This window comes from Streptomyces sp. NPDC111516, from assembly GCF_055635345.1.
Genome location: NZ_JBVKBV010000006.1, coordinates 146,683 through 171,282, shown reverse-complemented (window position 1 = coordinate 171,282; position 24,600 = coordinate 146,683). Strand labels below are relative to the sequence as shown.

Below are 24,600 nucleotides of genomic sequence, written 5' to 3'. Positions count from 1 at the left end.
GGGTGCCGGCATCCACTGCCGCCTCGCCCGTCACCCCTCCTGCCTGCTGTTTTCGTGGATGTGCTGCGTATCCGGTGGCGAGCGCAAAGTGTGAGTCGCTTGTCCGGGGCGGTCCGGCACCCCTAGTGTCCAATCTCGTCAGACAGATTGTCCGGCATGGCTGGACGCGTTCGGATCGGGCGCCGTCCGTCCATGCCCTACATGCAAAGGACCCCACATGCTTGGCATTCGAGAGCTGGACGCCGAGGCGGCCGCGGAACTGCTGCCCGGTCGCGAGGCCCTGGGCCGGCTCCGGTTCAACTTCGCCAGGACCACGAACGTGACGAAGCACATCGCCTACGTCAACGCCCACAACGAGTCGCTCGCGGCCAACGTCTGCTCCCCGGACGCCATCGCGGCGTCCACGGCCAACCAGTCCATCAACGTCAGCCAGTAGCGAGCGCTTCTTTCCCGGAAGGGTTTCACCATGACCAACGATCAGCTCATTGCCGAGGCGGCCGCGGAACTGCTGCCCGGTCGCGAGGCCCTGGGCCGGCTCCGGTTCAACTTCGCCAGGACCACGAACGTGACGAAGCACATCGCCTACGTCAACGCCCACAACGAGTCGCTCGCGACCAACGTCAGCTCCCCGGACGCCATCGCGGGATCCGAGGCCAACCAGTCCATCAGCATCAGGCAGTAACAACGCCCGGAAGCGTGCGGGCCGCGTTCTTGGGGGCGCGGCCCGCCCCGGGAGGAAGAGCAGGGCGGTGACCGAAAGCCAAAGGGTTCACCCCGGTCCCGCGGGGGCAGTGGCCTGCGACGCGGACGAAACGTATCCGTCGTACGAGTACACGGAGATACTGTTTCCCGTTCCGCGACTCGGCGCGGGACTTCAACTCCTCGGCGAGTACAAGGGATCCGGCTCCACGGAGCGCAAGTACCTGGTCCGCCGGGGGGACGGGCAAGTGGTCCAGCTGTCCCGGTTGCTCTACCTGGTGACCGAAGCCATCGACGGTGTACGGAACACCGATACCATCTCGCACCGGGTCAGCGGGCGCTTCGGGCGTGAGGTCAGCGCGGACAACATCGAGTACCTCATCGAGCAGAAGCTCGAACCGCTCGGCGTCACCGTCCCGTTCGGCCAGGAGGGCGACCAGGTCCGCGGCCCCACCAACGATCTCCTCCTGGTCCTCAAGGGCCATCGGGTGATATTCCGCGAGCAGCAGGTCGCCCGCATCGCGAAGGCACTCGCGTGGCTGCACCGGCCGCCGGTGGTGGTTCTGGTGCTGCTGGCAGCCCTGTGCATCGACTTCTGGCTCTTCGCCGTTCACGGCGCCATTCAGCCGGTGCTGCAGGTGCTCGAGCAGCCGGTGCTGATGCTGGCCGTCTTCGTGCTGATCGTGGCATCGCTGGTCTTCCACGAGTTCGGCCATGCCTCGGCGTGCAGATACGGTGGCGCGCGGCCCGGATGCATCGGATGCGGTCTCTTCCTGATCTGGCCGTCGATGTACACCGAAGTCACCGATGTCTACCGCATCGGGCGGGCCGGCCGGCTCCGGACCGACCTGGGCGGGGTCTACTTCAACATCGTGTACGTGCTGGGCCTCGCCTGCGCGTACTTCCTCACCGGTCAGCCGTTCTTCCTCGCCGCGATCTACCTGGTGCACTTCGAGATCCTCGAACAGCTGCTGCCGGCGGTCCGGTTGGACGGCTACTACATCCTCGGGGACCTTGCCGGAATCCCCGACCTCTTCGGCAAGATCAAGCCCATCCTCCGGAGCATGTGGCCGGGCCGTCCGGTGCCTTCGGAGGTGGCCGCTCTCAAGCGCCCCGCGAGGATCATCGTCACGGTCTGGGTGCTGACCATGGTGCCGCTGATCGTCGCCGAGCTCGCCTACATGCTCTGGAACCTCCCGCGTCTGCTCAGCACCGGCCTGCGCTCCCTGACGGAGCAGCTGGGTGGGACCTGGTTCGCCTTCGTCGACGGTGAGATCGCCGCAGGACTCGTCGGCGTCGTCGGAAGCTTCATGCTCGTCTGCCCTCTGGCCGGCGCGGCGTACCTCACCGTGCGCCTGGTGGGACGGCTCGTGAAGGTCACCGCCCGTGCCACGGAGGGCAACACCTGGCTGCGCCTGGCCGTCTGCGGCGGCGTGGTGGCGGGGGGCGGCGCACTCTGCGCGGCGTGGCTCGCCGGCATGACCCCCGAGGCGCTCCCGCGGCAGCCACCTATCACCCCCATCATCCAGCCCGGCGTCCCCACGGCCCGCCCGACGCCGTCGGCACCTGCCGAAGGACGGCCGAGCCCGGCCCCGACCGACCCGTTCGTCCCCGCCGACTCGCCGTCCGAGGCGCCCGCTCCGGAGTCCGGTCCCGAGGACAGCGTCTCCGGCGAGGCCGCCGGCGCGAGCGGTTCCCCGTCCGCGAGCCCCGCTTTGACCACTCCGAAGCCCACGCGGACGAGCCCGACGCCGAAGGGCGGCCGCGCCTCGGGATCAACGTCGCCGTCGGCCGGCGTCAGCTCTTCCCCCAAGCCGTCGAGCCCCACGTCGTCCGGATCCCCCTCGCCCTCGGAGACCCCCTCGGAGACCCCCTCGGAGTCACCGGGCCTCCCGGAGAACTGACACCCGCCTCTCCCCATCGAGAACCCCTGATTCTTCCCGTACGTCCGCAAAGGAGCACCCAGTGACGCACCGAAAGCCACGCACCAGCCAGGTCGGCCGCACTGCCGCACGGTTGGGGATGCTGGCCGTCGCCTGCACGGCAGGCATCGCCACGACCGCGAGTTCGGCCGGAGCAACCTCATCCGCATCGACGGTCACCCGCGACGTCGGCATCGCGATGGACGAGGCGCACGCCAAAGCCACCCCCAGGAACCGCTTCGACTACGACGACGAGTTCGCGATCCGCGAACTCGGAACGCGTATCGGCGTCGGTGCGCGGAACAGGGCGGTCGCCCGCTCCGTGGGCTGCTCGCTCGACAACCCGTGCCGGTCAATCGCCCTGTCCTTCCAGGTCGTCACCACGAACGGCGCCCTCACGCACCTCAACGCCGCGAACACCAGCCGCGCGGTCAACGACCACTGCGAGGGCTGCCAGACGTTCGCCGGTGCCTACCAGTTCATCGTCTCCACCCCGTACTCGTTCACCCTGAGCCGCTCGACCAGGGACGAACTCGCCCGGCTGGAGAGGCGACTGGGCGAACTGGAGCGCAGCCGTGAGGCGATCCACGTCGTCAAGGCTCGCACCGACTCCCTCGCAGCCGAGGTCGTGACCCTGCTCCGGCAGGCGATGGCCGCCGCACCGCGCGGCGCGAACGTGAGCCCGCCGGGCAGCTTCACGCCCACGGTCACCATGCGGCGGCACATCGACTAGGACCGCCCGGCCGGTCGGGCCGGGCGGGCGCCTGTGGCCCCGTACCGAACCTCGACGACTCCCGGGCTCGGGGACCCGTTCCCCGGGCCCCGGAGTCGGACCTCGTCTCCCCGTCTCCCGGAGGGCTGACATCCATGAGCCACCCACCCGAGCTGCGTCGTCGGGCCCTTGACCTGCTCGCCGTGGGCGAGCCCGTGAAGAAGGTCGCCGTCGAGCTCGGCCTCAAGGAGCGGACGGTCTACCAGTGGCGGCGCAGATACCTGCCGCACCTCCGGAACGGGCGGTCCGTCCCGTACGCCGGGTCCGAACTCAAGGCCGCGCGCAAACGCATCGCCGAGCTGGAGACCGAGCTCGCCGTCCTCCGACGCGCGACCGAGCTGCTGTGCGGTGCGGCCGCCCCAAAAGGCGATTCGCCGCGGTGCACGTGATGGTCTGCGAAGGCTTACCCGTGCGGACCGCCACGAGTGCCCTGGGGGTGACGGAGTCCGGGTACTTCACGTGGCGCTCCCGCCCTCCCTCCGCGAGGTCCGTTCGCCACTCCTGGCTCACCGAAGTCATCACCACGATCCACACCGCGTCGCACGGGACCTACGGGTACCGGCGCATTCACGAAGAACTCGCCCTCGGGTACGGCATCACGGTCAGCCACGGAACGGTGCAGCTCCTCATGCGCCGGGCCGGCCTCCAGGGTGCCGGCGGGCGTTCGAGGCTTCGTAAGTGAGAGAGCAATTGGAGCATGACCATGGACCATCCCGCATTCCCGACACCCCCGCTGCCCATCTCCGCATTCCTGCGTCCCTGCCTGCGCGTGGGTGAGCACCTGTCGGCCGCTCAGGCGCACCAGGTGATGCTGCACTGCGCGCTGGACGCGGCATGCCTTCCCGTACGGCTGAACGACGCCCAGGCCGTTGCCCGGATCGCCGAGCTCGACTATCGGACGGTGAACGCCGTGATCAGCTGGCTGCGGGCCCTGAGCGATCGGTGAGCGTCCGGAAGTCTCGCTCAGTCGGAGTCGGCGTCGGTGCCTGCGTCGGATCCGGGGTCGGCGGCGGTGTCGGATCCGGGGTTGGTTTCGGTGTCGGGGGTTGAGGTGTTGCGCAGGAGGGATTCGACGAGCGCGGTGACGTGTCGGCGGTCGGTGACGGACAGTTGTTGGAGGCTGGCGATGAGGGTGGCGACCTCGGGGTCGGTGGCGGTGGGGGCCGGTTCCTCGAAGTACAGATGGATCCCGCAGGCCTCGGCGGCCGCTCTGCGTATGGAGTCCAGGGGCAGTTCCAGTCCCCTGGCAAGACCCTCCAGGGTGGCCTGCTGAGGCATGCGGGTCACCCGCTCGACAGTGGCCAGATGATGCACGGTGGACCGCGGAATGCCGCCGCGCCGGGCCACGTCGCCATAGGACCAGCCCTGCTGCTCCAGCCGGCTCTTCACCAATTCCTGCAGTGCATTGGCCACGGGAGGGTTCTCTCCTGTTAGCGACGGATTGACGCGTACGGGCGAGGCCGAGTCTATCCCGGACAAACGCGAAAGGGCGTTCTCGCAATCCGAGAACGTCAAGGTCAGCGACCTAATCGCTTGAGGAGTGTGCGGCCACTGATCGACAAGCGAGTCGGGTGCCGTGCGCAGTCAGGAAAATTTCAGGGAGACCCTGCCAGCGTGCCGTTCCATGACAACCGACACGACTGACACGTATGCGCCCGGCACACGCTCCCGGGCGCGGCAGATGCTGAACAAGGTCCCGGAAGTAACCCTCTACTTCTGGGTGATCAAGGTGCTGTGCACCACCGTGGGCGAGACCGCGGCCGATCTGCTCAACAGCAACCTGGGCATGGGGCTGACCAACACCTCGTACCTGATGAGTGCGCTGCTGCTCGTCACCCTGTTCTTCCAGTTCCGGGCGCGTAAGTATGTGCCGAGCCTGTACTGGCTGTCCGTGGTCCTGATCAGCGTCGTCGGCACGCTGATCAGCGACAACCTGACCGACAACCTCGGCGTTCCGCTCCAGACCACGACCGTGGTGTTCGCGGTGGCGCTCGCCGTCACGTTCTTCGCCTGGTACGCGAGCGAGCGGACGCTGTCCATCCACTCGATCCGGACGACGCGCCGTGAGGCGTTCTACTGGCTGGCGATCCTGTTCACGTTCGCGCTGGGCACGTCCGCGGGCGACCTCACGGCGGAGAAGCTGAACCTGGGGTACTGGCTCTCCGCGGTCGTGTTCGCCGCGCTGATCGCGGCCGTGGCGCTCGCGCACCGCACGCTGGACTTCAACGCGGTGTGGTCGTTCTGGATCGCGTACGTCCTGACCAGGCCGCTCGGTGCGTCGCTGGGCGACTACCTGTCTCAGCCCACGGCGGACGGCGGGCTGGGGCTGGGCACGGTCGGCACCAGCCTCCTGTTCCTCGTCGTCATCCTCGGCCTGGTCGTCTTCCTGACCCGGACCCGGCGGGATGTGGCGGAGGAGGGCGTCGCCGAGACGGGCGGCGCACGGGAGGTCAGCCCGCGGGAATGGTGACGACGAAGCGTGCGCCGGGGGCGGCGGTATCCAGCGCGATGTCGCCGCCCGCGGCCCTGGCCAGACGGCGGGCCAGGGCCAGACCGAGCCCCGCGCCGTCGTGTCCGTCCTCGGGGTGGGCGCGGCGGCCGGGCTCGAAGAGCGAGGCGGCGAAGTCCTCGGGGACCCCGGGGCCGTCGTCGCTGACGTACACCGTGACCTCGCCCGCGCTCGCCGCGCAGGTGAGGGTGATCGAGTGGGCGGCGTAGCGGCGGGCGTTGTCCAGGAGCGGGGTCAGGATGCGCTCGGCGACGTCCTGCGAGACGCCGATGGTCACGTCGGGCGGCGGTGTGCCGGGCGGTGCTGTGCCGTCCGCCGCGACGGTCACCGGCGGGGCTGCGGGAAACAGGGTCGCGTTGCGTTCTGCCAGTCGGTGTGCGATGTCGGCGAAGCGGGAGCGGCCGGGGGTCTGCGCGTTGCGGGTACGGACCTCCGAGAGCAGCGAGTCGCAGATCTGCTGCATGGTCGCGGCGGCGCCCGCAATGGCCTCCAGGGAGGTCCCCCGCTCCTGCGCGGAGCGCGGGCGTCCGGTCAGCCACTCGGTTTCGGCGGCGATGCGGGCGAGCGGGGTGCGCAGTTCGTGGGAGAGCTCGGCGGCCTGCTCCTGCTCGTGGCGCAGGACGGCGGCCAGCCGGTCCAGCAGGGCGTCCAGGCTGGTCGCGAACGCGGCGAGTTCGGCGGGCCGGCCCTCGGCACCGAACCGTTCGGGGGCGCCCGCGGCGCTCCACCGGTTGGCCTGCTCGCTCATCGAGGCGACGGGACGCAGGGCCCGTCGTACGACGAGGCGGGTCAGCAGATAGATGGTGGCGAGCAGGAGTACGGCCAGTGCGATCGACCCGACCAGGGCGGTGTCCGCCGTGCTGCGGTACGGGTCGAGGCTCACGGAGCTCACGACGGTGCCGGCCTGCGTGGGCGGGTGCCCCGGCCGGGCGGGAGTGTCGACGGGGAACGCGTACAGCCGCCATGACCCGGGGCCCTCGGTGTCGGTGAACGTCTCGCGCCGTCCCGCGAGCCGGGCCGCCCGGGTCTCCAGGCCGCTGGGTGCGGTGGGGGGCTTCTCGACCACCGTGTCGCCCTGGAAGATCCAGACCCCGACGTCCAGGGCCCGGTCCTCGGTGGGCTCCCGGACGACGAGCCGGCCGTCCGGGCGCACGTCCACCGTCGCCGCCACGGCCTCGGCGCGGGTGCGCAGGATGTCGTCGGCCTGTGCGTGCAGCCGGTTGTCGAGGGTGATGTTGAAGACGGTGGTCAGGACGCCGATCCACAGGGCGCTGGTGGCGAGGGCCATCAGGGCGAGGCGACCGCGGAGGGTGCGGGGGGTGAAGTAGCGGTTCATCAGCCGAAGCGGTAGCCGATGCCGCGGACGGTGCCGATGGTCTGCGGGCTGTCCGCCTCGCGGAGCTTGCGGCGCAGGCGGGTCAGGTACTGGTCCAGGGTGTTGTCGCTGACCTGCGCCCCCTCCGGCCAGCCCGCCCGCAGCAGGGCCCGGCGGCGTACCACGCTCCCGGGTCCGGACATCAGGCACGCCAGCAGGCGGAACTCGGTCGGCGTCAGGGCCACGGGCCGGCCGTGGACCGTCAGCTCGTGCTTCATCGGGTTCAGCCGCATCGAGCCCGCGCTGTCGGCGAGGGCGCCGCCGTGGTGACCGGTGCGGTTCAGGACGGCGCGGACGCGGGCCGCGAGCTCACTGAGGTGGAACGGTTTCACCAGGTAGTCGTCGCCGCCCGAGGCGAACCCGGAGAGCCGGTCGGTGAGATTGCCGTGTGCAGTGAGGAAAATCACCGGAACGGTGACCCCCGCACCGCGCATCGCCTGGCACACATCGCGCCCGTCCGAGTCCGGCAGCCCCACGTCGAGCACGACCGCGTGCACCGACTCGTCGACGGTCTTCAGTGCGGTGGCGCCGTCGACGGCGGTCACGACGTCGAAGTCCTCGTCGCGCAGGCCACGGGCCAGGACATCGCGCAGGCCGTGGTCGTCCTCGACGACGAGAATGCGTGCAGCGGTCACCCGGCCAGTATTACCCGACCCGCACGGGGCACCCCAGCGCGTTCAGGTTCCGTTCAGGTGGCGTGCGACACCATCGGGCCGTGGCCGGGGCGGAGCAGTATGTGCGGACGGACCGGCGCCGGCCGGTCGCGGTAGCGTGACGGGGTGGCGCGCATCGTGGTCATCGAGGACGACCCGGCGATCGGCAGTCGGCTGGTCGCCACCCTGCGGGTGCTGGGCCACGACAGCCAGTGGTGCCCCGACGGCGCGAGCGCCCTCGCCGTCACGGAGCGGCTACCCGCCGCCGATCTCTTCCTCGCCGATCTGGGGCTGCCGGACATCGACGGCTTCGAACTCTGCCGCAGACTCCGTGAGCGGGCGCCGGACGCGGTGCTGGTCGTGCTGACCGCCCGTACCGGGGAAATGGATGTGATCCAGGCGCTGGAGTGCGGCGCCGACGACTACCTGACCAAGCCGTTCCGGCTCGCCGAACTCCAGGCTCGGGTCAGCGCCCATCTGCGGCGCGCCGCGCCGCACACGAACGGCGGTGCACCTCACCTCCGTGTCGGGGCGCTGGTGATCGACCGGTCGGCGCGGCGCTGCACCACCCCGATGGGCGAGGTGGAACTCAGGCCCCGCGAATTCGACCTGCTGGTGCGTCTCGCGGTCCGCCCGGGGCAGGCGGTGAGCCGGGAGGATCTGATGAGCGACGTGTGGGACGAGAATTGGTTCGGCCCCACCAAGACCCTCGACGTCCATGTGGCCGCCCTCCGCCGCAAGCTCGGCGACCAGGTGCGCATCACGACGCTGCGGCAGTTCGGGTACCGGCTGGAGGACCCCACCGGGCCATGACCGTGGCCCGGTCACGAGAAGCCATGACCGTAGCCCGGTAGGTGGAGGAAGGGCGTGCCGTGCGTCGTCGCATTCTGAGAGCCACCGTTCTCGCCGTGGCGTGCGCGGTGCTGCTCTTCGCGCTGCCGCTCGGTTACGCGGCGCTGCGGCTGTACCAGCAGGACGAGGAGCGGGAGGCGCAGTCGCTGGGCGAACAGGTCGCGCTCAGCCTGCCCGAGCGGATCACCGCCACGGGCGACCCGATCGAGCTGCCGCGCGTCGAGTCCGGTACGGACATCGCGGTGTACGGGACCGACGCCCGCCGCATCCTCGGGGCGGGTCCGGGCGCGGGTGATGCCCCGGTACGGGAGGCGAAGGCGGGCCGGGTCGTCACCCGGGAGATCGGCGACAGCCTGGTCGCGGCCGTTCCCGTGGGGGGATCGGAGCAGGTGCGGGCGGTCGTACGGGTCGCCTCACCGGCCTCCGAGCCCTTGCGGCGGGCCGCGCTGACCTGGGCCGGAATGCTGGCGCCGGCGGCGGTCGCGGTGGGTGGGGGAGCCCTGCTGGCCGTACGGTCGAGCAGACGGCTGGCCCGCCCGCTGGAGGAACTGGCCGGGGTCGCCCGGGAGATGGAGGGCGGCGATCTGACGGCCAGGGCGGAGCCGTCCGGGCTTCCGGAGCCGGACGCGGTCGGCCATGCGCTGGCGCGGGCTGCAGCGCGCATCGATGAACTCCTGCGCCGGGAGCGGGCGTTCAGCGCGGACGCCTCGCATCAGCTGCGTACGGCACTGACCGGCGTACGACTGGAACTGGAGATGTCCGTCGCGGCCGGTCCGGACGCTGATGTTCCGGACGCTGATGTGGAGGGCGGTGCGGATGCCGGTGTGGGTGCCGGGCCACGCGCGGCCGTCCGCTCGGCCCTGGCGCAGCTCGAACGCATGGAAACCACCCTGGACGATCTGCTCGCCCTCGCCAGGGACGTACCCGAACGGGCGCCGCTCGACCTCGCGGCCCTGCTCGCCCGTGCCGAGGGGGACTGGCACGGGCCGCTCGCCGCAAAGGGGCGGCGCCTGGAGATCAGGATCGACGACGCCCTGCCGCAGGCGCTCGGCTCGCGGCGGGCCGCCCGGCAGATCCTCGACGTGCTGCTCTCCAACGCGGTGACGCACGGCAGGGGCACGGTGACCGTGCACGCGAAGGAGACGGCCGGGGTCGTCGCCGTCGATGTCGAGGACGAGGGGGACGGCATCCCCGAAGCGGCTACGGACGGTGTCTTCGAGCGGCGGGGTGGTGAGGCCGCGCGGGCGGGCGGACCGGCCGCCGGAGGCCACGGGATCGGACTCGCGCTGGCCCGGTCACTGGCCGAGGCCGAGGGCGGGAGGCTGTTCGTCTCCCGGCCCCGGCCCCGGCCCCGGTTCACCTGGCTCCTGGCGGCGTCACCGGTGGAGGAGCAAGAAGCCTCACAGTTCCCGTAGTTCGGTCAGCGGAGGTCTGCGTGCGTGTCGCGCCGCCGCCCAGGCCGCCACCGCCAGCGTGGCCGCGGTGATGCCGGCCAGCGCGACGAGATACGCCCACGGCACCGCCACCTGGTCCGGGGGCGGGTCGAAGACCCCGGAGAGCACCTTCACCAGCATCTGCGACAGGGCCCATCCCACGACCGCACCGGCCGCGCCACCCGCCACCGCGACCAGCGCCGCCTCGCTCCACACGAACCCGGACAGTTGCCGGCCCCTGGCCCCCAGCACCGAGGCCAGCGCCAGCGTGCGACGCCGTTCGGCCAGGCCCAGAGCCAGGACGAGACCGCCCGCCGCCGCACCGATCACCAGGGCGAAGCCCAGCTCGACCCGGGTGAGTCCGGCGAGATCGACCGCGGTCAGGCTGGAGCCGACGACGGTCTGCGACGACGGCAGATCCGTGACATGGGCGCTCGGGCCCAACGCCTTCTTCGCCAGGTCGGCCACCTGACGCTGGCCGGTGCCCCCGGTGTCGGCGAGCAGCGTCCCGGCGGCGCCGCTGCCCGTCGTACGCGCGATGTACGAGGCGTTGGCGACCAGGAAGCTGTCCTTCGGGGCCGTCGGGAACTCCTTGACGACACCCTGGAAGTGGAAGGGGATCGTCCGCAGTTGGCCGGTCCGCGCGTCGGTCAGACGCAGGCGCACCTGATCGCCGGGGTGCAACTGGAAGTCGTGCGCCGTCTCCGCGCTGACCAGCAGCCCGTCCGGGCGCTGAGCCAGACGGTCCATCAGGGACCGTGCGGTGCCGCCGGAGAAATAGGCGTCCTGGAGCCGCCCCGCCGACACGATGCTCGCGGGTCGCACCCCGTACAGATCCTGCAAGTCGGCGCCCACATAGGCGAACCGGTGCTGGAGCGGTTCCACATGCCGTACCCCCGGCACCGCCGCCAGCTTCGCGGTGTCCGCCGCGGAGAGGGCAGGCTGGGTGACCGTGACATCGGCGCCGTTGGTCAACATCGCGTCCACCGACGCCTGTTGGCGGTACGTGGAGTTGAAGACGCCGGTCGACACGGCGAACGCGCAGGCCAGTGCCAGCAGCACCACCGAGCGGACCACGGTGCCGCGCTGCCGGGACAGGCCGGCCGCGACCGTGCCGGACAGGACCCCGGCCGCCGGGCGGAACAGCCGGGCGAGGACCGGCCTGCCGCGGCGCAGCAGCAGATCCACCAGCAGCCAGACCACCACCGCGCCGCCCGCCCACAGCAGCGCGGGACCGGCGAACGCCCAGTAGTCGACCGACAGGGTCGGGGTGCCTTCGGGCGCCAGGACCAGGGCGTAGTTGGTGCCGCTCGTGGCGCGGAAGACGGCCAGCGAACCGGCGAGCAGGCCGAGCCCCAGCACCCACCACGCGGTACGCGGCACCGTACGCCGCTCGACCGCGGTGCGCCCCGAGACGATCGTCGCCCGGCGGGCGTCGTATCCGGCGGGCATCAGCACGGTCGCCGCCGCGACGAGGGCGCCGACGACGCACCCGATCAGCATCCAGGACAGTGGAATGCCCTTGCCGTGGAAGGCCCAGCGGTCCACCAGCGTGGCCAGCCCCAGACCACCGGCCGCGCCGAGCACCGCGACCACGGCCGCCTCCACACCGGCCAGGCCCATCAGCCGGCCGACGGTCGCGCCGCGCGTCCGCAGCAGCGCCTGCTCCTTGCGGCGACGGCCCGCACCGGACTGGGCGACCGCCCAGGTCAGGGCCGCGGCCAGCACGGCCCCGGGCACGCCGAGGAAGAGGAAGAGCAGCTGTGCGTACAGGGCGTCGGACCGGGCGGCGTCCAGGACCGAACCGAGATTGTCGCCGACCAGGCCGGTACCGGCGAGCTGCACCTCGGCGTGGTGTGCGTTGCCGGTGGCCGTCGAGTACGCGGCGGCCGGGTCGGACGGCAGGGAGTGGGTGCGCAGGGTGTGGACCTGCGACTGCACCAGGTCGGGGCGGGCCGAGGCGAGCGGACCGAAGACCGTGTCCCAGGTCTGCCGGGGCATCAGGACGACATTGTCCGGCGGCGCGGAGGGCTGCGACTGGGGCGGGGCGCCCACCTTCTGGAACAACGAGTCCGCGAACGGCAGATCGACGACACCGGCCACCTTCACCGGCACGGGCGGCAGACCGCCCGCCCGCTTGACGGTGATCGTGTCACCGGGGGCCGCGTGCAGATTGGCGGCGGTCTGCTGGGCGAGGAGCACGCCCTGCTCCCGGCCGGCCAGCAGCCGTATCTCGCCGGGGAACGTGGCGGCGTAACCGGGAGGCAGGCCGAGGACCGAACCCGCGCCGGTGTTCTGTGTCGTTCCGCCGGTGTGCGCGCCCAGACCACCGGTCTGTGCGTACCCGACCGGCAGGGCCGCCCTGGTGCCGGGCAGGCCCCGTACGGTGGACAGCACGTGCTGCGCGTCCGCGCCGGTGGCCACCTGCACCTGCCAGTCCACGGACACCGAACGCACCGACTGGGACGTCATGGTGGCGCGGGTCGTGGACAGGAAACCGCCGAGCGCCGCGAGCAGCGCGACGGCGACCATGACACCGAGCGCCGTCCCGATCAGGCGTCCGCTGCGCACTCGCAGCAGGCCCGAGAGCCAGATTCCGATCATCGCAACTCACGTTCCCGGTCGGGGGTTTCGGGCTGTACGAGACGGCCGTCGGCCATGTACCAGCGCTCGTCGAGGGCGCCCGCCACCCGGGCGTCATGGGTGGTGATCAGGACGGCCGCGCCGAGCGAGTCGGCGGCCGACAGCAGCACCTCCAGCACGTGCCGGGCGGTCTCGCGGTCGAGCTGGCCGGTCGGCTCGTCGGCCAGGATCAGCCGCGGCCGGCGGGCCAGCATCCGGGCGACCGCGACGCGTTGCGCCTGACCCGCGGACATCTCGTCCGGGAGTTTGGCGGCCAGCGTTCCGAGCTCCAGCTCGGCCAGGGCGGCGGACGCCCGGCCGGCGGCCTCGTCCGCCGTGAGGCCGTCGATGAGCAGGGGCAGGGAGACGTTCTCCAGGGCGGTGAGCGGCGGCAGCAGGCTGGGCCCCTGGAAGACGACCCCGATGTCCCGGGCCTGCAGGATGTCCGCAGCGCCTTCGGGGTCGGCGGTCAGCCCGGGGTGGCTGACCGTACCGGCCGTGGGCCGGTCGAGGGCCGCCATCAGATGCAGCAGGGTCGACTTGCCGGAGCCGGAGGGGCCGACCACGGCGATCCGCGCACCGGCGGGGACGACGCAGTTCGCCCCGTGCACGGCGACGACGGCGTTCGGCCCCGAGCCGTAGGTACGGGCCGCGTCCACGCAGACGACGAGCGGCTTCGCGGCCGTGGGACCGACGCCGGTCATCGCACCCACCTCCCGTCACGCAGCCGGAGCACCCGGTCGGCGACGGCGGCCACCGCGCGCGAGTGGGTGACCAGCACCATCGCCGTGCCCGCACGCGCGCGTTCGCGCAGCAGCGCGAGGACGCGGCGCTCCGTCTCCCCGTCGACCTCGCCGGTCAGCTCGTCGGCCAGCAGAACGGCCGGGTTGTTGGCCAGTGCGACGGCCAGCCCGGCGCGAGCGGCTTCACCGCCCGACAGCTGCCGGGGCAGTGCGCCCGCACGGGGGGCGATGCCGACGTCCCGGAGCAGCTCGTGCACACCGGGGCGGTCCGTGCCGCCCGAAATTCCCTGCACCAGCCGGATGTTGTCGCGGACGGTGAGGTGTTCCAGCAGGTTGCCGGACTGGAACAACACGCCGATGTAGCGGGCGCGGAGCCGGCTGCGCAGGTGTTCCTGCTGGTGGGAGAGGCGTTCACCAGCGATGTGCACGGTGCCGCCGTCGGGTTCGTCGAGCCCGGCCAGACAGCTCAGCAACGTGGTCTTCCCGGAACCGGAAGGGCCGGTCACCGCGACGATCTCGCCCCTCTCGACCTGGAGCCCCACGCCCTGGAGCGCGAACGTCTCCTCCTCGCCCGCGCGGAAGAACCGGTACAGGGAATCGGCGGTGAGCCGGGTCTCGGTCATCACGCCCACCGGAAGGAGTCCGTCACGATCTGCCACGGATCGACGTTGTCGGCGCCCACCGCACCGGACAGGGTCAGCACGACCTGCGTGCCGTTCTTCCAGAACGCGTACCGCTCGACATCCTGGCGCACGCTCTTCCCGGTCACCTGGTCGGGCGCCGAGTCGGCCCGGTAGGTGGCCAGCACGGCGGTTCCGCCAGAGCGCTTCACGGTGCTGACCTTCTCCACCGTGACGTTCTTCGCGCTGCGCTGGACGGCCGGCAGATCGGCCGAGCGGACCGACTGGACGGTGGGGGCCTTGTTCGCCGGACTCCGGTCGATCCGGACGCTGTTGAACTTGTCGCTGAACACCGTGGCCCCGCCCACCTGCTGGCGGGCCCACCCCTCGGGCACCTTCACCGTGTAGCCGCCGCCGGACGGCGACCACGCGACGAACACCTGGTCGTCGGGGATGTCACCGGCCGGATTCACCTCCTTCGGGGGCGCGACCGTGGAGGAGGACGACGAGTGCGAGGAACCGGACGAACCGGAGGAGGAACAGGCCGCGGCCCCGGTGACGACCACAAGGCCGGTCACCACGGCTGACAAGGTACGACGCATGGGGAACACCTCTGCGCGAGCGAAGGAGCCGACCGGGATGCCGACCCCACTGCGACGCTAGAAACCCACCGGCCAGCGCCGTGGTCGTGGAGGGTTAGCGGGAGGTTAACGCCGACTAGCGCACGGCGGAGGGTCGCTGCGCACGTCACACGATCGTGGGACGCTGGTGGGAGCGGCGAACCGCCGCAGAACCGTCGATCTACGCTCCTTTGACAGGCCACAGGAGAAGGGACCCGCGATGACTGCCGCGATGGTCGAGAACGACCAGGCCTCTGAGGGCCGCCCGTGGGACTACCTGCTGCAGACATGGCGTGAACTGGACGTGCCCGAGGGGTGGCGCGCCGAGATCGACGAAGGGCAGATCGTCTTGGTACCTCCGCCTCATGCGCATCACAACGCCATCGCCGAAATGGTGCAGCATCGCCTGTATCGGGCGCTCCCCGAAGAGTTGGGCATCTACCAGACCCTCGGCGTCCACGTTGCGCCACTCGACAGGCTCTACGTCCCCGATCTGGTCATCATGGAGCGCGAACTGATCATGGCCGCCGACCCGGAGACCAGCGATCCGATGGACGCGTCGGACGCGTTGCTCATCGTCGAGATCACCTCGAAGGGCAATGCCCGGGACGACCGGACGAAGAAGTACCGCGCCTATGCGCGCGCGGGCGTACCCATGTACCTGTTGATCGACCGGTTCGACACGCGTGGCGCCATGGCCACCCTGTTCACCGAGCCGAACGAGGACGGGACGTACAAGCACTCCGACCCGGTGCCGTTCGGGAAGCCGCTCACGTTGCCGGAGCCGTTCGGGACGACGCTTCTCACCGAGGAGTTCCCGGTCTGAGAAGACATGGAAGCGGCGGCACCCGATGGCCGGGTGCCGCCCACTTCCATGTGCTGGGGTCAGACCCCTGCCGGTTCCTTCGCCGGGGTGTCGGGGCCGGCCGTCGGTGCGGCCGGCCCGCCCGTGGCCGTGACCGCGGGGGCCGCCGGTTCCTGGGAGACGTTGAACTCCGTCAGCAGGTCCTTGCTGAAGCCGAAGAAGTACGTCGCCAGGAATCCGGCGAAGTAGCCGACCAGCAGGCCGCCCGCGTAGATCGCGATCGTACTGCCCAGGCCGTGGTTGCCGTCGAGGAGGGGGAACAGGGCCCAACCGGACGGGCCGATGGCCGTGGAGCCGACCTTGTCGCCGAGCTGGTTGAACAGGCCGATGAAGCCGCCACCGAACGCACCGCCCACGCACGCCGTGATGAACGGGCGGCCCAGCGGGAGGCTGACGCCGTAGATCAGCGGTTCGCCGACGCCGAGCAGACCGGCCGGCAGCGCGGACTTGATCGTCCGGCGGATCGACTCGTTGCGGGGGAGACGGAAGTAGACCGCCGCGGCCGCGCCGACCTGGCCGGCGCCCGCCATCGCGAGGATCGGGAGCAGGACCGTGTAGCCCTGCTGCTCGATCAGGGTGGTGTGGATCGGGATGAGTGCCTGGTGCAGGCCCAGCATCACCAGGGGCAGGAAGAGTCCGCCGAGCACGAAGCCCGCGCCCGCGCCGCCGTTGGAGAGCAGCCAGTCGGCGAACGTACCGATGGCGGTGGAGACCTCACCGGCCACGTACATCAGACCGAAGATCGTCACCAGACCGGAGACCAGGACCGTGAGCGTCGGCGTGACCAGCACGTCCAGGGCCTCGGGCACCCAGCGGCGACACCACTTCTCCACGTACACCGCCAGCACCGCCGCGCCCAGCGCACCCAGCACACCGCCCTGGCCGGGGGAGAGCTTCTGGCCGAACGCCTCGATGTTCGCGACGCCCGGGAAGACGATGATCGCGGCGACCGCACCGCCCAGGATCGGCGTACCGCCGAACTCCTTCGCCGTGTTGAACCCGACGAACACGGCGATCAACGCCATGAATCCGGACGCGATCGCGGCCAGCGCGGGCGTGACCGAGGTCAGCCAGCCGAGGTTCACCAGCAGGCCGTTGAGACCGGCGATGATGCCGCAGCCGATGAGGGCCGGGATCAGCGGGACGAAGATGTTCGCGACCCGGCGCAGGAACAGCTTGAACGGCGTGGCGTTCTTCGCCTTCCGCGCCGCCCTTATCGCTGCGCCCTGGGCGGCCAGCTCGTCCGCCGAAACGGAGGGCGAGGGCGAGGGGGAAGCGGGGGCGGTTGCGGGTTCGGGGGCTGCTGCCTTGCCCTCTTCCACCAGCTGCTCGAACTCCGGCGTGACCCGGGCGACGGTGCCCGGGCCGAGGACGATCTGGTACGTGTCGTCCTCGACCACGCCCATGACGGCGGGTATCGCCTTCAGGGCCTCGTCGTCGACGAGCGAGCGGTCGTGCAGGCCCAGCCGGAGCCGGGTCATGCAGTGGGCGATGGAGCTGACGTTCGCGGCGCCACCGACGAGCGGAAGGATCGCGGCGGCGGTGGCGCGGTTCTTGTCTTCTGTTGCCATGGTGCGTGGTGCCTTGCTGTGCGGGGGTACGGGGTGGAGCCGGTGGGTCAGGTGGTGCGGGGGGCGGTGGCGAGGGCGGCGCGGAGGTGGCCGCCGGACGCGGTCAGCAGGGTGGCGGCGGTGGGGCCGTCGATCTGGCCGAGGATGGTGAGGATGGCGTTCTTCACCTCGCCGTCGGTCGCGGCGAGCGCGGCCTCGATCTCCTCGTCGGACGCCCCGGTGGCGAGCGCGACGATCCGGCGGGAGCGGGCGCGCAGCTTCTCGTTGGAGGCGCGGACGTCGACCATCAGGTTCCCGTACGTCTTGCCGAGCCGGATCATCGTGATGGTCGAGAGCATGTTGAGGACGAGCTTCTGGGCCGTGCCCGCCTTGAGCCGGGTGGAGCCGGTGAGCAGCTCCGGGCCGACGACGACCTCGATGCCGTGCTCGGCCGCGGCCCCCAGGGCGGAGTCCGCGTTGCAGGACAGCCCGATGGTCAGCGCGCCCTTGGTGCGGGCGTGTTCGACGGCGCCGATCGCGTACGGCGTACGGCCGGAGGCGGAGATGCCGACCACGGTGTCGTCCGCGGTGAGGTCCAGGGCGTCGAGGTCGGCGGCGGCCAACTCCTTGCTGTCCTCGGCGCCTTCGACCGCCTCGACCATCGCGGACGGGCCGCCCGCGATCAGGCCGACGACCTCGGCGGGGTCGGTGTTGAAGGTGGGCGGGCACTCACTGGCGTCCAGGACGCCGAGCCGGCCCGCGGTGCCTGCGCCCGCGTAGATCAGCCGGCCGCCGCGGGCCATGCGCTCCGCGGTGCTGTCGATCGCGGCGGCGATCTCGGGCAGCCGGGCGCCGACCGCGGCCGGGACGGACCGGTCCTCGCCGTTCATGATCCGGGCTATCTCAAGGGTGTCCAGGCGGTCGATCTCGGCGAGCTCGGGCCGGAACGCCTCGGTGGTGAGCGTTTCGAGCTGGGCGCGCAGTTCCCCGTATCCGTCGGGGGTGGTGGTGTCGGCGTCGGGGGTGGAGGTCATGGAGAGCGGCTCTGCTTTCTCGGTCGCGTACTGGTACGGCTCCGCGGGTGCGGGTGCGGGTGCGGGTGCGGGTGCGGGTGCCGGTGCGGGGGTGGAGGTCGGTGTTCGGGGCGGGGTCAGCGGGGGCGTGGGGTGTGGCGGTGGGCCAGCGCCTCGTAGGAGGCGGCGAGCGCCGGTGCGGCTGTTTCGTACGTGCGCTGTGCCACGCCTATGAACAGGCAGTCGACGACGAGCAGTTGGCTCGTACGGCTCGACATGGCGGCGGGCCGCAGCTCGCTCTCCCGGGCGGTGGACGTGGTCAGCACGTGGTCGGCGTACTGCGTCACGGGACCGTCGGGGCGGCCGGTGATCGCGATCGTCGTCGCACCGCGGTCGAAGGCGACCCGCAGCGGCTCGATGACGTCGACGGTGGAGCCGGAGTGCGTGATCGCGATGGCGACATCGCCGGAGCGGAGTTGCACGGCGTTGGTCACCGCGAGGTGCGGGTCCGTGTGGGAGTGCGCGATCAGGCCGATACGGGCCAGCTTCTGCGCCAGGTCCTGGCCGACGAGGGAGGAGGCGCCCACGCCGTAGATGTCGATGCGCCGGGCGGTGGCGGCGGCGGACACCGCGGCACCGAGCTGGACGGTGTCGAGCCCGGCGGCCGTGTCGGCGAGGGTCTGCTGCTCGTCGTAGGCCAGCTTGGCGACCACATCGGCGATCGGGTCGTCGACCGCTATGTCCGCAGTGACTGAGGGAGCCCGGCCCGACTGCTGATGCGCGGCGAGCCCGGCGAGGGCGAGGCGCAGATCGCGGTAGCCGGGGTAGCCGAGGAGGCGGGCCGTGCGGACCACGGTCGCCTCGCTCGTGCCGGTGAGTTCGGCGAGACCGGTGACCGTGAGGGCCGCGCAGCCGGCCGGGTCACCGGCGACGGCCTCCGCGACGCGCTGCATGGAGCGGGTCATGGACGGCGCGAGCGTACGCACCTTGGCCGCGAGAGCCGCCGGGGCGGGCGGGGCGTCAACGCTGAAACTTTCCTTCAGGTCATTGGTCACCTTTGAAAGATATTTTCAACCCGGTTGCCCGTCAACCCCCCTTTGGTCCCTGCCTCCGACGGCACCTCCGACAGCGCGGAAATGGCGCGGGCGGGCGCGAGAAGCGCGCTCGCGGGCAGGGTGACAATGGGCCCATGGAGATGAACCCCCTGGAACAGGCGTTGCACACGGCCCGCGCGCTGGTCATGGCCGATCTCGCCGCCGGTGACGTCGCCGATGCCGGGATCGTCTCGCTGGTCGAGGACGCAGTGACCCACCGCCGCTGGTGGGTCGAACAATGGCCCGACGGTGTCTCGTTCGTCGTCGGCCTCGTCGCGCAGGACGTGCAGGACGCGTTGCTCGAACGGTACGGACGCTGGCCGCTCTGCCCGGTCTGCGACGCGGGTGACCCGCACGCCCTGGACGTCGAACCGGAACTGGGCCCGGACCCGCACTGGGTCTGCACCAAGGCCGCCGTGGCGGTCGCGCCGGTCGGTGCGCTGAGCGGGATACTGCGGCGGTGACGGTCTACATCGACCCGCCGGACTGGCCGGGGCACGGGCGGTTCTGGTCGCACCTGGTCAGCGACGTGTCCTTCGAGGAGCTGCACGCCTTCGCGGCATCCATCGGCTGCCCGCCCCGCGCGTTCGAGCGGGACCACTACGACGTACCGGAATCGCGGTACGAGGACGCGGTGCGGGCCGGGGCGAAGCAGATCGGCTCGAAGGAACTCGTCCGCCGGATCACGGAGGCCGGCCTGCGGCGGCCCAAGGGGCGACCCGCACCCGGCGACTGACGGGTGGGGCAGGGCGGCCACGGCCGGTGCCGGCCGTGGCCGCGCGGTGTCAGCCGGCGGAGGTGCCCGCGTCCGTGCATGCCTCCGTCAGAGATGCCGCCTCCCGCACGGACGACTTCTCCGTCACGGATGACCCCGACGACACCGTGGCAGGCGACCCCGTCACCCGTCGCGACCTGCGCCCGCCCTGCAGCCGCAGCGAGAACACCACAGCCACCAGCGCCAGCACCGTCATCGCCGCCCCGGCCCATGCCGTCGCCGCGAAACCGAAGTCCGCGTCGATCACCGTGCCGCCCAGCCAGGGACCGCCCGTGTTGCCCAGGTTGAACGCGGCCGTCGTCGTCGCGCCGGCCAGCGTCGGGGCGGCGCCCGCGACGTTGAACATCCGGGCGTTCAGCGCCGGGGCGGTGTAGAACGCCGACAGACCCAGCAGGAACGAGAGGCCGACCGCCGCGACCTGGTTCGACGCGAACAGCGCCAGCGCGACCAGGAAGACCGTCGAGGCCGCGATACCGCTCATCAGCACCCCGAAGAGGTGCGCGTCCGCGACCCTGCCGCCGATCGTCGTACCGACCAGCGCACCGATCCCGAACAGCGCGAGCACCGTCGGTACCCAGCCCGAGTCCAGCCCGGCGACATCCGTGAGCAGCGGGGCGAGATAGCTGAACGCGCAGAAGACACCGCCCGCGGCGAGCGCCGTGACAGCGATCGACAGCCACACCTGCCGGTCCTGGTAGATGCTCATCTCCTGCTTGAGCCGCGGCTTCTGCTCCGGCAGCGGGATGCGCGGAATCAGCGTCACCACCCCGACCAGTGCCACGGCGGACGCCACGCCCACGGCCCAGAACGCCGACCGCCAGCCGAGGTTCTCACCGAGGAACGCACCCAGGGGCACGCCCAGCACGTTCGCGATCGACAGACCGCCGATCATCACGGCCATCGCACGGGCCCGCGTGTTCACCGGCACCATCGCGATGGCGACCGCCGCCCCCACCGCCCAGAACCCGGCACAGGCGAACGCGCTCACCACCCGGGATGCGAAGAGGACCTCGTACGTCGGAGCCAGCGCGCCCGCGACCTGACCGAGGCCGAAGACGGAGATCAGGGCGATCAGCGTGGTACGGCGCGGCAGCCGGAGCGTGGCCACGGCGAGCAGCGGGGCGCCGATCACCATGCCGATCGCGAAGGCGGATATGAGAAGTCCGGCACGGGGGATCGACACGTTCATGTCGTCGGCGATGGGCGGCAACAGCCCGGAGAGCATGAACTCGCTGGTTCCCAGGGCGAAGACCGAGAGACCCAGGATGTATACGGCCAGGGGCATGCGAGAGCGGCGAGCAGCAGAGTGGGGCACGACAGCTGCCAACAGCGATCACGGCCCGCGCATTCCCCGCTGCCGCAGGTCAGTGGCTGAGCAGCTGCAATTCGGTCAGCAGGTTCTGCCGCGCCTGTGGCTCCCAAAGATCCGCCCCGTGCAGCGTACGGAACAGCCGCGGCAGCCCGAGCAGCTGACGCAGCACCGTCGCCCGCCCCTCCCGGAACGCGTCGTCGGGCACGAAGCCGTACTCCTCGCGCACCTGCGCCGCGTACGCCGCGTACTCCCTCGGGGCCGCCGCGAGGATCGCCAGATCCGCGTCGCAGAGCACCTCGCCGTTGGCGTCGCCGTCCGCCGGGTCGTGGGTGACGGTGAGGCGCACGAGACGGGCCACCTCGGCCGTGACACCGTCCGGTACGCCGGCCTCCGGGAGGGCACGCTCGGCGAGCGCGGCGCTGCGCTCCTCGTTCTCGGACCGGTCGGGACGGTACACCGCGTCGTGGAACCAGGCGGCGAGGCGTACCGCGTCCGCGTCGGCCGCGTACCGGGCGAGCGTGTCGATGTGATCGAGCACCGCGACCAGGTGTGCGGTGGTGTGGTACCGCCGCTGCGGCTCGGCCCAGCGCGCGAGCAGGTTGGTGGCGTACGGCAACGGATCGGGCCCGGGAGCCCCGCCCCGGGCGCCGATGAGCGCCTCCCGCCAGCGGCCGCGGAGGGAGCCCTCGGTCGTGCCTGCCCCGTGGGCACTGATGTCGCGCGAGCTGTCGGTCATGGGACGACCCTAAAGGCCGGCCCGATCAAGCCGGGGACGGTGGATTCAGTGGCCCGGCAAGGTGGCGAGCGCCTGAGAGGGCCCGGCAGCAGGTGGCGCGGGCGATGCCGCGCCACCTGCTGCCGGGCCCTCTGAAGCCGTCGACGTCGTCCGGGCAGGGGGCGCTGACGGCCGTTCAGGTCGCGGGGCGCGTCGGCCGGCCGCGCCTACGCCGCCTTGAACCGCCGCAGCCGCAGCGAGTTGCCGACGACGAAGACCGACGAGAACGCCATCGCCGCACCCGCGATCATCGGGTTCAGCAGCCCGGCCGCGGCGAGCGGGAGGGCGGCCACGTTGTAGGCGAAGGCCCAGAAGAGGTTCGTACGGATGGTTCCGAGGGTCTTCCGCGACAGCCGGATGGCGTCCGCCGCGGCCCGCAGGTCGCCGCGGACCAGCGTCAGGTCGCCGGCCTCGATCGCGGCGTCCGTGCCCGTGCCCATCGCCAGGCCCAGGTCGGCCTGGGCGAGGGCGGCCGCGTCGTTGACCCCGTCACCGACCATGGCGACCGAACGGCCCTCGGCCTGGAGGCCCTTGACGACGTCGACCTTGTCCTCCGGCATGACCTCCGCGTACACCTTCTCGATCCCGACCTCGGCCGCGACCGCGTCGGCAACCGCCCGGTTGTCGCCGGTCAGCAGGATCGGGGTCAGGCCGAGGGCACGCAGCCGCTCGATGGCCTCCGCGCTGGTGTCCTTCACCGCGTCCGCGACGGCGAGGACCGCCCGCGCCTCGCCGTCCCAGGCGACCGCGATGGCCGTCCGTCCGGCTGCCTCCGCCTCGGCCTTGTGCCGGGCCAGCTCCACCGGCAGGTGGATCTCCCACTCGGCGAGCAGCTGCTCACGGCCGACGAGGACGGCGTGGCCCTCGACGACGCCCTGGACACCGAGGCCCGCGACGTTGGTGAAGTCCTCGGGGGCGGGGAGAGCGGCACCGGTGCGTTCGGCGGCTCCCGCGGCGACGGCCTGTGCGATGGGGTGCTCGGAGGAGTGCTCCAGGGCGCCCGCGAGCCGCAGCACGTCGCGCTCGTCCGTACCGTCCGCCGTGTGCACGTCCAGCAGGGTCATGCGGCCGGTGGTGACCGTGCCGGTCTTGTCGAGGACGATCGTGTCGACGCGGCGGGTGGTCTCCAGGACCTCGGGGCCCTTGATCAGGATGCCGAGCTGGGCGCCGCGTCCCGTACCGACCATGAGGGCGGTGGGGGTGGCCAGGCCCAGGGCGCAGGGGCAGGCGATGATCAGTACGGCGACGGCGGCGGTGAACGCGGCGGTCAGGCCCGCGCCGCTGACGAGCCAGAAGCCGAGCGTGCCGAGCGCGAGTGCGATGACGACGGGGACGAAGACGGCGGAGATCCGGTCCGCGAGGCGCTGGGCCGCGGCCTTGCCGTTCTGTGCGTCCTCGACGAGCTTCGCCATCCGGGCCAGCTGGGTGTCGGCGCCGATCCGGGTGGCTTCGACGACCAGCCGGCCGCCCGCGTTGAGCGTGGCTCCGGTGACACTGTCGCCGACACCGACCTCCACGGGCACGGACTCACCGGTGAGCATCGACGCGTCCACGGCCGACGCGCCCTCCACGACGGTGCCGTCGGTGGCGATCTTCTCGCCGGGGCGGACCAGGAACCGGTCCCCGACCCGGAGGTCGGCGGTCGGCACGGTCACCTCACGGCCACCGCGCAGCACGGTCACCTCCTTGGCCCCGAGCTCCAGCAGCGCCTTGAGGGCGGCGCCCGCCTTCCGCTTGGAACGGGCCTCGAAGTAGCGCCCGGCGAGGATGAAGGCGGTGACTCCTGCGGCGGCCTCCAGATAGATGTTCCCCGCGCCGTCGCTCCGCCCGATGGTCAGCTCGAAGGGGTGCGTCATGCCGGTCATCCCGGCGGTGCCGAAGAACAGCGCCCACAGCGACCACAGGAACGCGGCGGAGGTGCCGACCGAGATCAGCGTGTCCATCGTCGCCGCGCCGTGCCTGGCGTTGGTCCAGGCGGCGCGGTGGAAGGGCCACGCGGCGTACGTGACGACGGGGGCCGTCAGGGTCAGCGAGAGCCACTGCCAGTAGTCGAACTGGAGCGCCGGGATCATCGACATCGCGATCACCGGCACGGCGAGCACCACGGCGGTGAGCAGCCGCTGCCGCAGGGACCGCAGCTCGTCGGGCTCCGCGGTCTCGGGGCCTTCGCCCTCGACGCGTACCGGGGGCGCGGGCTCGTGCGCGGTGTAGCCGGTCTTCTCGACGGTGGTGATCAGGTCCTGTACGGAGACGTCCTCGCCCCGGTAGCTGACCTTGGCCTTCTCGGTGGCGTAATTGACGGTGGCCTCGACGCCGTCCATCCGGTTGAGCTTCTTCTCGATGCGGGCCGCGCAGGAGGCGCAGGTCATGCCACCGATCGCGAGCTCGACCTCTGC

At 71.5% G+C, this 24,600-nt stretch carries 26 protein-coding genes; 13 read left to right on the top strand and 13 right to left on the bottom strand.

Features of this window, described 5'->3' with window-relative positions:
• The first annotated feature begins 217 nt into the window (after positions 1-217).
• From ACZ7L9_RS14765 to ACZ7L9_RS14735, 7 genes are all read left to right on the top strand, one after another.
• Positions 218-436, top strand: coding sequence for a hypothetical protein (locus tag ACZ7L9_RS14765; protein WP_471415472.1), 219 nt, complete (start codon positions 218-220; stop codon positions 434-436).
• 30 nt (positions 437-466) lie between these two features.
• The gene (locus ACZ7L9_RS14760; protein ID WP_471415471.1) at positions 467-682 is read left to right on the top strand and encodes a hypothetical protein; all 216 of its coding nucleotides are present in this window, start codon (positions 467-469) and stop codon (positions 680-682) included.
• Positions 683-749: 67 nt separating this feature from the next.
• Positions 750-2,603, top strand: coding sequence for a zinc metalloprotease (locus tag ACZ7L9_RS14755; RefSeq protein WP_471415469.1), 1,854 nt, complete (start codon positions 750-752; stop codon positions 2,601-2,603).
• A gap of 61 nt (positions 2,604-2,664) precedes the next feature.
• Complete coding sequence (locus ACZ7L9_RS14750) at positions 2,665-3,354, top strand: hypothetical protein (protein ID WP_471415467.1); 690 nt, start codon at positions 2,665-2,667, stop codon at positions 3,352-3,354.
• A gap of 134 nt (positions 3,355-3,488) precedes the next feature.
• Entirely contained in the window at positions 3,489-3,782 is a 294-nt protein-coding gene (locus tag ACZ7L9_RS14745; protein ID WP_471415465.1) for a transposase, read from the top strand.
• A 20-nt stretch (positions 3,783-3,802) separates the two neighbouring features.
• Positions 3,803-4,075, top strand: coding sequence for an IS3 family transposase (locus ACZ7L9_RS14740; RefSeq protein ID WP_471415463.1), 273 nt, complete (start codon positions 3,803-3,805; stop codon positions 4,073-4,075).
• A gap of 21 nt (positions 4,076-4,096) precedes the next feature.
• On the top strand, positions 4,097-4,339 hold the full coding sequence (locus ACZ7L9_RS14735; protein ID WP_471415461.1) for a hypothetical protein: 243 nt from the start codon (positions 4,097-4,099) through the stop codon (positions 4,337-4,339).
• Between the two features lie 17 nt (positions 4,340-4,356).
• On the opposite strand, the gene ACZ7L9_RS14730 is transcribed toward ACZ7L9_RS14735, so the two are convergent.
• On the bottom strand, positions 4,357-4,806 hold the full coding sequence (locus tag ACZ7L9_RS14730) for a helix-turn-helix domain-containing protein (RefSeq protein ID WP_471415460.1): 450 nt from the start codon (positions 4,804-4,806) through the stop codon (positions 4,357-4,359).
• Between the two features lie 211 nt (positions 4,807-5,017).
• Between ACZ7L9_RS14730 and ACZ7L9_RS14725 the strand changes: the two genes are divergently transcribed.
• Positions 5,018-5,863 (top strand): COG4705 family protein, encoded by an 846-nt coding sequence (locus tag ACZ7L9_RS14725; protein WP_471415459.1) that lies wholly within the window; start codon positions 5,018-5,020, stop codon positions 5,861-5,863.
• Here the strand turns inward: ACZ7L9_RS14725 and ACZ7L9_RS14720 are convergent.
• Entirely contained in the window at positions 5,844-7,238 is a 1,395-nt protein-coding gene (locus tag ACZ7L9_RS14720; RefSeq protein ID WP_471415457.1) for an ATP-binding protein, read from the bottom strand. The genes ACZ7L9_RS14725 and ACZ7L9_RS14720 overlap by 20 nt on opposite strands.
• Positions 7,238-7,912 carry a response regulator transcription factor gene (locus tag ACZ7L9_RS14715; RefSeq protein ID WP_471415456.1) on the bottom strand — a complete coding sequence of 225 codons (675 nt, stop codon included), beginning with the start codon at positions 7,910-7,912 and terminating at the stop codon, positions 7,238-7,240. The genes ACZ7L9_RS14720 and ACZ7L9_RS14715 overlap by 1 nt, the downstream gene beginning before the upstream one ends.
• Positions 7,913-8,056: 144 nt before the next feature.
• On the opposite strand from ACZ7L9_RS14715, the gene ACZ7L9_RS14710 reads away from it, so the two are divergent.
• Together ACZ7L9_RS14710 and ACZ7L9_RS14705 are read left to right on the top strand one after the other, a co-directional pair.
• Positions 8,057-8,743, top strand: coding sequence for a response regulator transcription factor (locus tag ACZ7L9_RS14710; RefSeq protein ID WP_471415455.1), 687 nt, complete (start codon positions 8,057-8,059; stop codon positions 8,741-8,743).
• Positions 8,744-8,802: 59 nt separating this feature from the next.
• A complete protein-coding gene (locus tag ACZ7L9_RS14705; protein WP_471415453.1) occupies positions 8,803-10,197 on the top strand; it encodes a sensor histidine kinase in 1,395 nt (464 codons plus the stop codon).
• Here ACZ7L9_RS14705 and ACZ7L9_RS14700 read toward each other — a convergent pair.
• Genes ACZ7L9_RS14700 through ACZ7L9_RS14685 form a run of 4 tightly spaced genes read right to left on the bottom strand, consistent with a single transcriptional unit; the run spans position 10,183 to position 14,802 of the window.
• Entirely contained in the window at positions 10,183-12,819 is a 2,637-nt protein-coding gene (locus ACZ7L9_RS14700; RefSeq protein WP_471415452.1) for an ABC transporter permease, read from the bottom strand. The two genes, ACZ7L9_RS14705 and ACZ7L9_RS14700, sit on opposite strands and share 15 nt — an antisense overlap.
• Complete coding sequence (locus ACZ7L9_RS14695; RefSeq protein ID WP_366136986.1) at positions 12,816-13,541, bottom strand: ABC transporter ATP-binding protein; 726 nt, start codon at positions 13,539-13,541, stop codon at positions 12,816-12,818. Before ACZ7L9_RS14695 ends, ACZ7L9_RS14700 begins: the two co-directional genes overlap by 4 nt.
• The gene (locus ACZ7L9_RS14690) at positions 13,538-14,239 is read right to left on the bottom strand and encodes an ABC transporter ATP-binding protein (protein WP_471415450.1); all 702 of its coding nucleotides are present in this window, start codon (positions 14,237-14,239) and stop codon (positions 13,538-13,540) included. The genes ACZ7L9_RS14695 and ACZ7L9_RS14690 overlap by 4 nt, the downstream gene beginning before the upstream one ends.
• Complete coding sequence (locus ACZ7L9_RS14685) at positions 14,203-14,802, bottom strand: hypothetical protein (protein WP_471415448.1); 600 nt, start codon at positions 14,800-14,802, stop codon at positions 14,203-14,205. The genes ACZ7L9_RS14690 and ACZ7L9_RS14685 overlap by 37 nt, the downstream gene beginning before the upstream one ends.
• 238 nt (positions 14,803-15,040) lie before the next feature.
• On the opposite strand from ACZ7L9_RS14685, the gene ACZ7L9_RS14680 reads away from it, so the two are divergent.
• On the top strand, positions 15,041-15,646 hold the full coding sequence (locus ACZ7L9_RS14680; protein ID WP_471415447.1) for a Uma2 family endonuclease: 606 nt from the start codon (positions 15,041-15,043) through the stop codon (positions 15,644-15,646).
• 59 nt (positions 15,647-15,705) lie between these two features.
• On the opposite strand, the gene ACZ7L9_RS14675 is transcribed toward ACZ7L9_RS14680, so the two are convergent.
• From ACZ7L9_RS14675 to ACZ7L9_RS14665, 3 genes are all read right to left on the bottom strand, one after another.
• A complete protein-coding gene (locus tag ACZ7L9_RS14675) occupies positions 15,706-17,256 on the bottom strand; it encodes a PTS transporter subunit EIIC (protein ID WP_471415445.1) in 1,551 nt (516 codons plus the stop codon).
• A 47-nt stretch (positions 17,257-17,303) separates the two neighbouring features.
• Positions 17,304-18,269, bottom strand: coding sequence for an N-acetylmuramic acid 6-phosphate etherase (murQ, locus tag ACZ7L9_RS14670; RefSeq protein ID WP_471415443.1), 966 nt, complete (start codon positions 18,267-18,269; stop codon positions 17,304-17,306).
• A gap of 116 nt (positions 18,270-18,385) precedes the next feature.
• On the bottom strand, positions 18,386-19,303 hold the full coding sequence (locus ACZ7L9_RS14665) for a MurR/RpiR family transcriptional regulator (protein WP_471415441.1): 918 nt from the start codon (positions 19,301-19,303) through the stop codon (positions 18,386-18,388).
• A gap of 134 nt (positions 19,304-19,437) precedes the next feature.
• Between ACZ7L9_RS14665 and ACZ7L9_RS14660 the strand changes: the two genes are divergently transcribed.
• Positions 19,438-19,806: a hypothetical protein gene (locus ACZ7L9_RS14660; RefSeq protein ID WP_471415439.1), complete on the top strand. Its 369-nt coding sequence runs from the start codon at positions 19,438-19,440 to the stop codon at positions 19,804-19,806.
• Entirely contained in the window at positions 19,803-20,078 is a 276-nt protein-coding gene (locus ACZ7L9_RS14655) for a DUF4031 domain-containing protein (RefSeq protein ID WP_471415437.1), read from the top strand. The genes ACZ7L9_RS14660 and ACZ7L9_RS14655 overlap by 4 nt, the downstream gene beginning before the upstream one ends.
• Before the next feature lie 49 nt (positions 20,079-20,127).
• Here the strand turns inward: ACZ7L9_RS14655 and ACZ7L9_RS14650 are convergent, their stop codons facing one another.
• The 3 genes from ACZ7L9_RS14650 to ACZ7L9_RS14640 form a co-directional block, all read right to left on the bottom strand.
• Entirely contained in the window at positions 20,128-21,402 is a 1,275-nt protein-coding gene (locus ACZ7L9_RS14650; RefSeq protein ID WP_471415435.1) for a Cmx/CmrA family chloramphenicol efflux MFS transporter, read from the bottom strand.
• Between the two features lie 79 nt (positions 21,403-21,481).
• Positions 21,482-22,165, bottom strand: a complete 684-nt coding sequence (locus ACZ7L9_RS14645) for an HD domain-containing protein (RefSeq protein WP_471415433.1) — start codon at positions 22,163-22,165, stop codon at positions 21,482-21,484.
• A 206-nt stretch (positions 22,166-22,371) separates the two neighbouring features.
• A complete protein-coding gene (locus ACZ7L9_RS14640) occupies positions 22,372-24,573 on the bottom strand; it encodes a heavy metal translocating P-type ATPase (RefSeq protein ID WP_471415696.1) in 2,202 nt (733 codons plus the stop codon).
• Between the last annotated feature and the right edge of the window lie 27 nt (positions 24,574-24,600).